This window comes from Streptomyces sp. SID1328, from assembly GCF_009865595.1.
In the GTDB taxonomy this organism is placed as follows: domain Bacteria; phylum Actinomycetota; class Actinomycetes; order Streptomycetales; family Streptomycetaceae; genus Streptomyces; species Streptomyces griseoluteus.
The window spans coordinates 1-11,918 of sequence record NZ_WWKH01000704.1 but is presented as its reverse complement, the minus strand read 5'-3'; the positions used below and the strand labels follow the sequence as shown (position 1 = coordinate 11,918).

General features: G+C 72.3%; 7 protein-coding genes. 3 read left to right on the top strand and 4 right to left on the bottom strand.

From position 1 onward, the window contains the following. Positions 1-328: 328 nt before the first annotated feature. From GT030_RS22630 to GT030_RS22615, 4 genes are read right to left on the bottom strand one after another with little or no spacing between them, the layout of a single operon-like run. Entirely contained in the window at positions 329-1,762 is a 1,434-nt protein-coding gene (locus GT030_RS22630; RefSeq protein ID WP_161202660.1) for a rhamnulokinase family protein, read from the bottom strand. A 53-nt stretch (positions 1,763-1,815) separates the two neighbouring features. Then, positions 1,816-3,852 (bottom strand): bifunctional aldolase/short-chain dehydrogenase, encoded by a 2,037-nt coding sequence (locus GT030_RS22625; protein ID WP_161202659.1) that lies wholly within the window; start codon positions 3,850-3,852, stop codon positions 1,816-1,818. Further along, positions 3,849-5,027 (bottom strand): L-rhamnose isomerase, encoded by a 1,179-nt coding sequence (rhaI, locus tag GT030_RS22620; RefSeq protein ID WP_161202658.1) that lies wholly within the window; start codon positions 5,025-5,027, stop codon positions 3,849-3,851. Before rhaI ends, GT030_RS22625 begins: the two co-directional genes overlap by 4 nt. A gap of 26 nt (positions 5,028-5,053) precedes the next feature. Beyond that, positions 5,054-8,242 carry an alpha-L-rhamnosidase gene (locus tag GT030_RS22615; protein WP_161202657.1) on the bottom strand — a complete coding sequence of 1,063 codons (3,189 nt, stop codon included), beginning with the start codon at positions 8,240-8,242 and terminating at the stop codon, positions 5,054-5,056. Between the two features lie 191 nt (positions 8,243-8,433). Here GT030_RS22615 and GT030_RS22610 point away from each other — a divergent pair, with 191 nt between their 5' ends. The 3 genes from GT030_RS22610 to GT030_RS22600 form a co-directional block, all read left to right on the top strand. Continuing rightward, positions 8,434-9,930, top strand: a complete 1,497-nt coding sequence (locus GT030_RS22610) for a sugar ABC transporter ATP-binding protein (RefSeq protein ID WP_161202656.1) — start codon at positions 8,434-8,436, stop codon at positions 9,928-9,930. After that, on the top strand, positions 9,927-10,985 hold the full coding sequence (locus GT030_RS22605; RefSeq protein WP_161202655.1) for an ABC transporter permease: 1,059 nt from the start codon (positions 9,927-9,929) through the stop codon (positions 10,983-10,985). The genes GT030_RS22610 and GT030_RS22605 overlap by 4 nt, the downstream gene beginning before the upstream one ends. Continuing rightward, positions 10,978-11,918: ABC transporter permease (locus GT030_RS22600; RefSeq protein WP_161202654.1), on the top strand; the 941-nt coding region annotated here is incomplete at its 3' end. The genes GT030_RS22605 and GT030_RS22600, both read left to right, overlap by 8 nt.

Here is an 11,918-nt window from a genome sequence, read left to right as displayed (position 1 = left end):
CAGCTTCCGGGTGGTCAAGCGTCACCACGACGAGTACTAGGCCGTAACCGGGCACATACTGTGGAGCCCCGGCCCGCCGGAATCGGGCCGGGGTCCCAGTCTCTCCCATGTGCGTGGCGGCCACGCCCCCACCGCCCTGCCGTGCCGGGTGCCGGGCGCGCGGCATCCGCGCGGCCGTCCCTCGCTTCACAGGTAGTCCCACCTGCGATTTTTTGCCCGTCGGTGTGGGCTCTCAGGCCGCCGCCCCCGGCTGTGTGCCCGGCGCTTTCCCGGTCCGCAAACGGGTGAGGAGTGACATGAGCCCTTCCAGCGCGATGCGAACCGCCGTCTACTCCTCGGCCGTGACCGCCACCGGAGTCCGACCCCGGCCCAGCCGTTGACCGGCCGCCCGCCACACACGCGTCGTGCCCTGCGGTTCGTACCGGCTCAGCGGCTGGGTACGGGCCACCAGTGCGCGCAGCTCGGCCAGGGACGCGCCGGTGTCGTCGTGCGTGCGGGCCTGGACGAGCACGTTGCCCAGGGCCGCCGCCTCGGTCGGGCCCGCGACGACCGGGAGCCCGCACGCGTCGGCGGTGAGCTGGCAGAGCAACGCGTTGCGCGCGCCCCCACCGACCACGCGTACGACGTCCACGGAGCGTCCGGACAGGCGCTGGGCGTCGTCAACGGCCCGGTGGTGGGCCAGGGCGAGGGAGTCCAGGACGCAACGGACGGTCGCCGCCCGGCCCTCGGGCACCGGCTGCCCGGTGGCCCGGCAGGCGGCGGCGATACGGTCCGGCATCCGGCCGGGGGCCAGGAACTCCGGGTCGCCCGCGTCCACGACCGACCGGAGCGGCTCCGCTGCCGCTGCCGCGTCGAGGAGCGGGCCGAGGTCCGGCTCACCCCAGGCGCGCAGGCACTCCTGGAGGAGCCACAGGCCCATGATGTTGCGCAGATAGCGAACCGTGGAGTCCAGGCCGAGTTCATTGGTGAAGTTGGCCAGCCTGCTCTCCTCCGTCAGCACGGGGGAGTCGAGTTCGACCCCCGCCAGGGACCAGGTGCCGGTGCAGACGTACGCGAACCGTTCCCCGGCGGCGGCCGGAACCGCGGCGACGGCTGACGCCGTGTCGTGCGAGGCCACCGTGGTCACGGGCACCGGCGCGGTCAGCCCCGTCTCCTCCAGCACGGCGGGCAGCAGCGGCCCCGCCGGGGTGCCCGGCAGGCGCAGCGGGGGAAAGAGCGCCAGGTCGATGCCGGCCCGGTCCGCCACCTCGTGCGACCAGGTACGGGTACGCGGGTCGACCAGCTGGGTGGTCGAGGCGTTGGTCAGCTCGGTGCCGCGCGTCCCCGTCAGCCAGTACGTCAGCAGGTCCGGGATCAGCAACGCCTGTTTTGCCGCCCGGAGTTGCGCGCTGTTCCGGGCCGCGACGAGCTGGTACAGCGTGTTGAAGGGGGCGTGCTGGAGTCCCGTGTGCGCGTACAGCGCCGTCGGCGGCAGCTTCACCCACACCTGCTCGGGGACGCCCTCGGTACGGGTGTCCCGGTAGTGCACCGGGTTGCCGAGGAGGGCGCCGTCGGCGTCCAGCAGGCCGTGGTCCACTGCCCAGGAGTCGATGCCGACCGAGGTGAGCCGGGCCAGGCGTCCCGCCGCACGCAGGCCGGCGAGGACACCGGCGTACAGGCCGAGCACGTCCCAGTGCAGCCCGGTCGGCAGGCGTACCGGGCGGTTCGGGAAGCGGTGGGCCTCCGTGAGGCGGAGGGTGTCCGGTCCGACCCGGCCGACCATGACCCGGCCGCTGGAGGCGCCCAGGTCGACGGCGGCGTACGCGTTCTGGGCGGTCACCGCAGGAACGCGGCCGCCACACCCGCGTCGACCGGGATGTGCGTACCCGTCGTATGGGTCAGGTCCCCGCCGGTCAGCGCGAACACCGCGTTGGCGACGTGTTCGGGCAGCACCTCGCGGCCCAGCAGGGTGCGGCGGGCGTAGAACGCGCCCAGCTCGTCCTCCGGGATGCCATAGGCCGCCGCGCGCCGGGCGCCCCAGCCGCCCGCGAAGATGCCGGAGCCGCGCACCACACCGTCCGGGTTGACGCCGTTCACCCGGATCCCGTGCTTGCCCAGCTCCGCCGCCAGAAGACGTACCTGATGGGCCTGGTCGGCCTTGGCCGCCGAGTAGGCGATGTTGTCCGGGCCCGCGAACACCGAGTTCTTGGACGCGATGTAGATGATGTCGCCGCCGAGTTGCTGCTCGGTCATCACCCGTGCCGCCTCGCGGGAGACCAGGAAGGAGCCGCGGGCCATGATGGCGTGCTGGAGATCCCAGTCCCGTGCCGTCGTCTCCAGCAGCGGCCTCGACACGGAGATCCCGGCGCAGTTGACGACCAGGTCCACCCCGCCGAAGGCCAGCACCGCCCGGCGGAACGCGGCGGCGATCTGCTCCTCGCTCGTCACGTCCACCGTGACCGCGACCGCCCGGTCCGCCCCGCCCAGTTCCTCGGCCACCGCCTCCGCGCCCTTGACGTCGGCCACGACCACACAGGCCCCCTCGGCGGCCAGCCGGTGCGCGATGGCCCGGCCGATACCGGAGCCGGCGCCCGTCACCAGCGCGATCCGGGTGGCCAGCGGGCGCGGCCTCGGCATCCGGCGCAGCTTGGCCTCCTCCAGCTCCCAGTACTCGATGCGGAACTTCTCCCGCTCCTCGATGGGCGCGTACGACGACACCGCCTCGGCCCCGCGCATCACGTTGACGGCGTTGCGGTAGAACTCGCCCGCGACCCGCGCCGTCTGCTTGTCCCGGCCGAAGGAGAACATGCCGACGCCGGGAACCAGCACGATCGCGGGGTCCGCGCCGCGCATCGCGGGGGAGTCGGGGCCCGCGTGCCGGGCGTAGTAGGCCGCGTACTCCTCGCGGTAGGCGGCGTGCAGATCCCGCAGCCGTGCCAGCACCTCGTCCAGTGGCGCGGCCGGGGGCAGGTCGAGGACGAGAGGGCGGACCTTCGTGCGCAGGAAGTGGTCCGGGCAGGAGGTGCCGAGCGCGGCCAGCCTCGGGTGCTCGGCACGCGACAGGAACTCCAGGATCTCGGCGGAGTCGTCGAAGTGACCGACCTGCGGCAGGTCCCGGGAGGCGAGCGCGCGGACCGTGGGGGCCAGCGCGGCCGCCCGCTCCCGGCGCGCGGCCGGCTCCAACGGGGCGTACTCCGCGAGCAGATGCCCAAAGGGCTCCGCCCTGCCGCGCGCGGCCAGGAAGGCTTCGGCGGTGCGGATGATGTGCAGGCTGTTGCGCTCGCACTCGGCGGAGGTGTCGCCCCAGGCGGTGATGCCGTGCCCGCCGAGGATCACCCCGATCGCGCGCGGGTTGGCCTCCTTGACGCGGGCGATGTCGAGCCCGAGCTGAAAGCCGGGCCGTTGCCACGGCACCCACACCACCTGCTCACCGAAGCACTCGGCGGTCAGCTTCTCGCCGTCCGCCGCGCAGGCGAGCGCGATACCGGAGTCCGGATGCAGATGGTCCACATGGGCCGTGTCCACCAGGGCGTGCATGGCGGTGTCGATGGACGGGGCGGCACCGCCCTTGCCGTGCAGGCAGTAGTCGAAGGCGGCGACCATCCGGTCCTCGGCCTCGACTCCCGGATGGACACCCGCGAGCGCCCGCAGCCGGTCCAGGCGCAGCACGGCCAGGCCCTCAGGGGTGAGGGTGCCGAGGTCGCCGCCCGAGCCCTTGACCCACAGCAGTCCGATGTCGTCACCGGTCACCGGGTCGACGGCGGTGCCCTTCGCGGAGGCGTTGCCGCCGGCGTAGTTGGTGTTGCGCGGGTCGGCTCCCAACCGGTGTGCACGGGTCAGGAGTTCGCCCACCACGTCGTCCTGCCGTGTCATGCGCCCCACCCCGCCTGCTCGCCCCCGACCCGCTCCGCCACGATCCGTTCCGCCCAGCCCGAACGCCGGTAGGCGGCCATCGGATCGGGATCGAGTCCCGCCTCTTCGCGTACCTCGGCGAGCAACGGTCGTACATCCGTGTTGAACGCGTCCATCAGGACCCCGTTGGCCGCCAGCACGTCACCAGTGCGCTGGGCGTCGGCCAGGGCTGCGGCGTCGACCGACAACGCCTTGGCGGTCGCCTCTTGGACGTTCATCACCGAGCGGATGATCGCGGGGATCTTCGGCTCGATGTTGTGGCACTGGTCGAGCATGAAGGCCACGTCCGGGGTGAGGCCGCCGCCGCGCACCACCTCGTACATGATGCGGAAGAGCTGGAAGGGGTCCGCGGCGCCCGCCATCAGGTCGTCGTCCGCGTAGAAGCGGGAGTTGAAGTCGAAGCCGCCGAGCCGCCCCTCGCGGAGCAGGGTGGCGACGATGAACTCGATATTGGTGCCGGGCGCGTGGTGCCCGGTGTCGACCACCACCTGTGCCTGTGGCCCGAGTCGGAGACAGTGCGCGTAGGCGGTGCCCCAGTCGGGCACGTCGGTGGCGTAGAAGGCGGGCTCGAAGAGCTTGTACTCCAGCAGCATCCGGTGACCGTCGCCCAGCCGGTCGTACACCGTGCGCAGGGCCTCGGCGAGCCGGTCCTGGCGGGTCCGGAGGTCGTCCTGGCCGGGGTAGTTGGTGCCGTCGGAGAACCAGAGTTTCAGGTCCCGCGACCCGGTCGCCTCCATGATCTCCACGCAGTCCAGCAGGTGCCGGACCGCCTTGCGGCGCACCGCGGGGTCCGGATTGGTGACCGAGCCCAGCTTGTAGTCGTCGTCCTGGAAGACGTTGGCGTTGATCGTCCCGATCCGTAGACCCAATTTCACGGCGTACTCGGCCAGTTCGCCGTAGTCGTCCACGCGGTCCCACGGGATGTGCAGGGCGACGGTCGGCGCCGCTCCGGTGTGCGCGTGCACACGGGCCGCGTCGTCCAGCTTCTCGAAGGGGGTACGGGGCACGCCGGGCTGCGCGAAGACCTTGAAGCGCGTGCCGGAGTTCGCGTACGCCCAGGACGGGGTCTCGACGGCCTGGGTGCTCAGCGCCGCCTTCACGGCCTCCCGCGAGCGGGGCTCGTCCTTACTGGTCATCGCGCAGCCCTTCTGGAGGATGGTGGTCAGCCGGCGAACCGGTGGGTGCCCGAGCCCGCGGCGAAGACGGCGCAGCCGTCCTCCCGGCGCAGCAACGTGGCCGTGGCGCCTGTGACTCGGGCCTTCCGGCGACCCTCGGGTATCCACACCTCGGCGGTGGTATTGGGCGGCAGGGAGACGGTGAGGCGGAACCCCTCCTCGCCCGTCGTCCAGTCGGTGGAGACCGGGCCGTAGACCGAGTCGAACCGGGCGTGGGCCTCGGTCACACCCCCGCCCGGGCGGGGCCGCACCAGGATCTTCCGGAAACCGGGCGCGGCGGGGGCGATGCCGGCGAGGTGGGCGTACATCCACTCGCCGACCGAGCCGTACGCGTAGTGGTTGAAAGAGTTCATCCCGGCGTCCTGGAAGCTGCCGTCGGGCTTGATGGAGTCCCAGCGCTCCCACATCGTGGTCGCGCCCCGGTCTATCTGATAGCCCCAGCCGGGGTACGAACGCTGGGTCAGCAGCCGGTGGGCGACCTCGGTGTGCCCGGTGTCGGTGAGCACGGGCAGCAGCCTCGGGGTGCCGAGGAAGCCGGTGGACAGATGCCCGTCCCGCGCCTCGATCAGCTCGACCAGCCGGGCTGCCGCGGCCGCGCGGTCGGCCTCGGAGAGCAGGTCCGTGGACAGCGCCAGGACGTACGCCGTCTGCGTGTCCCCCTTCACCCGGCCGCCCCCGGTGACGTACGCGGCCCGGAAGGCGTCCCGCACCTGTCCGAAGAGCGTCCGGTACGGCTCCGGGTCCCGGCCCAGCGCCTCGGCCGCCCGCGCCACCAGATCGGCACTGTGCGCGAAGTACGCGGTGCCGATCACGTCCTTGGGGGTCTCGTCCTGGAGGTTCAGCCAGTCCCCGTAGCCCTCGTCGGGCCGCAGATACCCGGTGCTGTGCGCCTTCAGGTAGTCGAGCCACCGCACCATCGACGCCCAGGCCCGCTCCAGCACCCGTACGTCCCCGTACATCCGGTACAACGCCCACGGCACGGTCACCCCGGCGTCGCCCCAGCCCGCCGCGCCGACGCCGACGTCCATCACGGGGGCCACGTTCGGGAAGGCGCCGTCCGGCGACTGGCCGTCGCGCAGGTCGTCCAGCCACTTGGTGAGGAAGCGCGCCGACTCCATGGTGTAGGCGGCCGTCGGCGCGAAGACGTTGATGTCACCGGTCCAGCCGAGCCGTTCGTCGCGGGCCGGGGTGTCCGTCGGGACGGAGAGGAAGTTGCCGCGCTGACCCCAAGTGATGTTGCTGTGCAGCTGGTTGAGCATCGGCACATTGGTCTTGAAGGACATGGTGAAGGGGGCCGAGGTGTGCAGCACCCGGCCGGTGACCGCGTCGAGCGGCGGCCTGCCGGGGAAGCCGGTGACCTCGACGTACCGGAAGCCGTGGAAGGTGAAGCGCGGCTCGAAGATCTCGGTGCCGCCACCCTTGAGGACGTAGGTGTCCGTGGCCCGCGCGGTGCGCAGGTTCGCGGTGTACAGCGTGCCGTCGGGGTTCAGAACCTCCGCGTGGCGCAGCCGTACCGAGGTGCCCGCCTCACCCCGGACGCGCAGCCGGACCGCGCCCACCATGTTCTGGCCCAGGTCGAAGACGAACACACCGGGCTGGGGTTCCGTGACCTTCTTGGCGGCGACCTCGCGCTCGACCCGGACCGGGCCGTCGACCTGGGCGACCAGTTTCGCCGCCACCTTGTCGGCCTCGTCGACGGGCGTCCAGCCGGTGTCGTCGAAGCCCGCCCGCGTCCAGCCCGGTGTCTCCAGACGGGCGTCGTAGTCCTCGCCGGAGAGCAGGTCCGCGCCGGTGACCGGCCCGGTGGTCGCACGCCAGCGGGAGTCCGACAGCACGCGGTCCGTCGAGCCGTCGGTGTAGGTCACTTCCAGCTGCCCTATGAAAGCCGGGCGTTCGCCGTACTGGTGCGGCCCGAACCAGGCGATGTTGCCCGCGTACCAACCCGCCGCGAGAGTCACGGCGAGGGCGTTGGTGCCGGAGGTGAGGCGGTCCGTCACGTCGTGGGTCTGGTACTGGACGCGCTCGCGGTAGTCCGTCCAGCCGGGTGCGAGGCGGTCCTCGCCGACGCGTGCGCCGTTGAGGTGGGCGTCGTAGAGGCCGAGCGCGGAGGAGTACAGGCGCGCCCGGGCGACGGTCTTCCCGGCCGGGAGGCGGAACTCGTGGCGCAACTGCGCGGCGGGGGACCAGGCGGCGGTCACCTTGCCCCAAGGGCCCTGCCCCCAGGGGGCGACGACCTTGGCCGCCGGCCAGGCACTGTCGTCGTAGTCGGCCGAACGCCAGTCGCCCGTGGGCTCCTCGGCCACCGTCTTCCACGACGCGTCGGTCACGACAGTGCGCACACCGGACGGGGTGGTCAGCTCGATCAGACCGAGCAGACCGGCCGGGCTCTCGGTGGCGTTGGTCGCGGCCACGGCGAACACCGCCGGTCCAGGGTCCAGTCGGGCCTCCACGACGACCGGGCGCTTCCAGTTCTCCGCAGGGCCGTCCGGCTCGGTGTGCGCGAGGGGCACGCCGTTCACGTGGGCGGTGAAGCCGTCGTCGGCCGTCATGACCAGGCGGGCGCGCGTCACCCCGGCCGGGACCTCCACCCGGGCCCGGAACCAGCGCGTGGCGGCCGGGGCGCCGCTCGCCGGGTCGCCCTCGGGGAACCAGATCCAGGAAGCGCCCTGCAGAGAAGGCGCCCCCACCAGCTTGCTCGGGGCGGCTATCCAGCGTGCCGTCCAGTCGGAGGCGGCCGTGAGACCCGTCTCCCACGAGGCCGGCTCGCTCCAGGCGCCCACGCGGCCCATGCCGTCCCAGACCCGGACCTGCCAGTGATAGCGCGTCCGCGCCCTCAGCTCCGGCCCCGCGTAGGGGACCAGGACCGAGTCGGCGGACTTCACCTTGCCGCTGTCCCACACGTCCGGCGCGGTCAGGCGGTCCGGCCGGGTGGCGACCCGGATCTGATAAGCGCTCTGTGTCTGGTCGTGCCCCTCGGGCGCCATCGGCCAACTGAGCCTTGGCCGGGGGGTGTCGAGACCCAGGGGGTTGCGCACGTACTCCACGGTCGGCCGGGAGACCCGGATGGCGGGGTGCCCGGCGCGGGGTGCGGCCTGGGCTTCTGTGGCGCCCGGGGCCAGGGTGGCGGCGAGGGCGGTACCGGCGGTGGTGCCCAACAGTCGTCTTCTGCTGATCATGGTCGGCTCCGTAACGACTCGGTGATGAATCGTTTCACAGAAGGTGAAGCTAGGGGCAGCGGCGGGCTCCGTCAAGGACGCCGGGCATCCTCTGGCATTTTCAAGTCCCGCCCATTGACTCGATAGTTGGGGCGGGCTTAGCTTCCCTGCAATTCCCTGAAACCTTTCAGACCGACCGATCGGTGTGACCCATGCCAGAGCCCCCCGTCCTGGCCGTGCAGGGCCTGAGCAAGTCCTTCGGCGCCGTGCGCGCCCTGCGCAACGTCTCCCTGGAGCTGTACGCCGGCCAGGTCCACGCCCTCGCGGGCGAGAACGGCGCCGGGAAGTCCACCCTGATCAAGACCTTCGCGGGGGTGCACCGGCCCGACACCGGTGTCCTCTCGCTGAACGGCGAGCCGGTCGTCCTGCACGGCCCGGCCGACGCCCGCGACGCAGGGGTGGCCGTCATCCACCAGGAACCGACGCTCTTCCCCGACCTGTCCGTGGCCGAGAACATATACATGGGCCGCCAGCCCCGCCGCTCCCTGCGGCGCGTGGATCACCGGGCCATGAACGCCGCCGCCGGTGCGCTCTTCGCCCGCCTCGCGGTGGACCTCGACCCCGAGCGGCCCGCGCGCGGCCTCTCCATCGCCGACCAGCAGCTCGTCGAGACGGCCAAGGCGCTCTCCTTCGACGCCCGCGTCCTCATCATGGACGAGCCGACCGCCGCCCTCACCGGCAGCGAGGTGGCCCGCCTCTTCGGTGTCGTACGCGCCCTGCGGGACCAGGGCTGCGCAGTCCTGTTCGTATCGCACCGGCTGGAGGAGATCTTCGGTCTGTGCCAGTACGTCACCACCCTCCGGGACGGCGAGGTGGTCGCCTCCGAGCCGGTCGGGGATCTCACCGAAGACGCTCTGGTCCGCCGCATGGTGGGCCGGGACCTCGGCGAGCTGTACCCCAAGGAACCGGCCGAGCCCGGTGAAGTGGCGCTCAGTGTGCGGAGGCTGACCCGCGAGGGAGTCTTCACCGATGTGTCCTTCGAGGTGCGCGGCGGTGAGATCGTCGGCCTCGCCGGTCTGGTCGGCGCCGGTCGCAGCGAGGTCGCGCGCGCCGTCTTCGGCGTCGACAAGTGGGACGCCGGAACGGCCGAGGTCTGCGGCCGCCCGCTCACCAACGGCTCCCCGAGCGCCGCCATGGCCGCCGGGCTGGTCCTGGTACCGGAGGACCGGCGCGCCCAAGGGCTGGTGATGGACATGTCCATCGAGCGCAACATCGGCCTGACCGGGCTCCGTTCGACCGTGCGGGCCGGGCTGATGGACCGGGGCGCGGAGCGCAGCCGCGCGCTGGACTGGGCGGTCCGGCTGAAGGTCAAGTACGCCCGGATCGCGGACGCCGTGGGCACCCTGTCCGGTGGCAATCAGCAGAAGGTCGTCCTCGCCAAGTGGCTCGCGACCCGGCCCCGGGTGCTGATCGTGGACGAGCCGACCAGGGGCATCGACATCGGCACCAAGGCCGAGGTGCACCGGCTGTTGTCCGGGCTCGCCGCCGACGGCGTCGCGGTGCTGATGATCTCCTCCGACCTGCCGGAGATCCTCGGCATGGCCGACCGCGTCCTCGTCATGCACGAAGGGCGGCTCACCGCCGAGCTGCCCCGCGCGGACGCCACCGAGGAATCCGTACTGGCGGCGGCCACCGGGAGGGCGCGATGACCGTCACCGGACACACCCCCGCACCCCCCGTCGAGCCGGGCACGGCGGTGCAGACCCGGCTGCTGGACCGCGTGTTCAGGCTCCGCGAACTCGCCATCCTGGCGGTCCTGCTGGTGATGGTCGCCGTCACCCAGGCGGACAACCGGGAGTTCCTCTCCGAGCAGGGCGTCAAGGACCTGCTGCTCAACGCGACGATCCTGGTGCTCGTCGCCTCCGGCCAGGCGCTGGTGGTCATCACCCGCAATGTCGACCTGTCCGTCGGCTCCGTGCTGGGCCTCACCGCCTTCGCCGCCGGGGACTTCCTGCAGGGAGGCGGAAGCGCCCTGGTGGCGGTGCTGCTCGCGGTCGTCCTCGGCGGGGGGTGCGGTCTGCTGAACGGCGCCCTCGTCAGCCTCGGCCGGGTCCCGGCACTCGTCGTCACCCTGGGCACGCTGTACATCGTCCGGGGCGCCGACTCCATCTGGGTCGGCTCCCGCCAGATCACCGCCTCCGACCTTCCCGGCACCTTCACCGACTTCGGCTCAGGCGGCCTGTCCGCGGTCCCGTACCTCGCCCTGATCGCCCTCGCCGTGCTCGTCGCCACCGCCTACTACCTGCGCAGCTTCGGCGGCGGCCGCGAGCTGTACGCCCTCGGCTCCAACCCGGAGGCGGCACGGCTCGCCGGCATCCCCGTACGTCGGCGCGTCCTCGCCGCCTACGTCGCCTGCGGGGCCCTCACCGGACTCGCCGGCGCGCTCTACCTGGCCCGCTTCGGCAACGTCGACAGCTCCACCGGCAGCGGCTACGAACTCACCGTCGTCAGCGCGGTGGTGGTCGGCGGGGTTGCCTTCACCGGCGGCTCCGGCAGCATGTACGGCGCGGCGCTCGGCGCCCTGCTGCTCACCACCGTGGGCAGCGTGCTGCCCGCGCTCGGCGTCAGCTCCGTATGGGTGCTCGCCATCAACGGCGTCCTGCTCGTGCTCGCCATCGCCGTCGACCGGATCGTGGCGCTGCGCGTCGCCCGCGCCCTGAAGAAACGGTCCGCGCCGAACCGGAGGGACCTCCGCCATGACTGACTCGCCGCTCGCGCGCGCCGTCCGCTGGGACACGGTCGTCGGCGCCCTGCTGCTCGTCCTGCTCCTGCTGTCCTTCTCCTTCGTGGACGGCTTCGGCAACGCCCTCAACCTGTCGTTCCTGATCGGCAACACGCTGCCGATCGCGCTGATCGCCCTGCCGATGACGCTGCTCGTGGTCTGCGGGGAGATCGACCTCTCGGTGGCCTCCACCGCCGGGCTGTCCGGCGCGGTGATGGGCGCCCTGTGGAACGCGGGGATGGCGATCGAGACGATCATCCCGCTGTGCCTGCTGCTCGGCGTGGTCTGCGGGCTGGTCAACGGGCTGCTGGTGACCCGGCTCGGGCTGCCGTCCCTGGCCGTCACCATCGGCACCATGGCCGCCTACCGGGGCATCGCGCAGATCGTCCTCGGCTCCGACGCGGTCACCGACTTCCCCGGCCAGTACATCGACTTCGCGGCGGGCCGCATCGGCGGCACCTTCGTCCCGTACGCCCTGCCCCCCTTCCTGCTGCTGCTCGCCGTGGCCGTCCTCGTCCTGCACGCCACCCCCTTCGGGCGAGCCCTGTTCGCCATCGGTGCCAACGAGGAGGCGGCCCGGTTCGCCGGTGTCCGGGTCAGGCGGCACAAGCTGTGGCTGTTCACCGCCACCGGCCTGCTGGCCTCGGCCACCGGGATCTTCTGGGCCCTGCACTACGCCAGTGCCCGCTACGACAACGCCACCGGCCTCGAACTCTCCGTCGTCGCGGCCGTGCTGCTCGGCGGGATCAGCTTCGACGGCGGCCGGGGCACCCTCGGCGGCGCCATCGCGGGGGTCTTCCTGCTCGGCGCCCTCCAGAACGTGATGAGCCTGCTCAACGTCTCCGCGCAGTCGCAGATCGTCGTCACCGGCGTCCTGCTCGTCGTCTCCGTGCTCGCCCCACGCCTCGCCCGCCG

What these genes read in the sequence shown, in the direction of transcription:
- GT030_RS22610 (WP_161202656.1), top strand. Translation starts at nt 8,434, where the DNA reads ATGCCAGAGCCCCCCGTCCTGGCCGTGCAGGGCCTGAGCAAGTCCTTC.
- GT030_RS22615 (WP_161202657.1), bottom strand. Translation starts at nt 8,242, where the DNA reads ATGATCAGCAGAAGACGACTGTTGGGCACCACCGCCGGTACCGCCCTC.
- GT030_RS22630 (WP_161202660.1), bottom strand. Translation starts at nt 1,762, where the DNA reads ATGGTCGGCCGGGTCGGACCGGACACCCTCCGCCTCACGGAGGCCCAC.
- GT030_RS22625 (WP_161202659.1), bottom strand. Translation starts at nt 3,852, where the DNA reads ATGACACGGCAGGACGACGTGGTGGGCGAACTCCTGACCCGTGCACAC.
- rhaI (WP_161202658.1), bottom strand. Translation starts at nt 5,027, where the DNA reads ATGACCAGTAAGGACGAGCCCCGCTCGCGGGAGGCCGTGAAGGCGGCG.
- GT030_RS22605 (WP_161202655.1), top strand. Translation starts at nt 9,927, where the DNA reads ATGACCGTCACCGGACACACCCCCGCACCCCCCGTCGAGCCGGGCACG.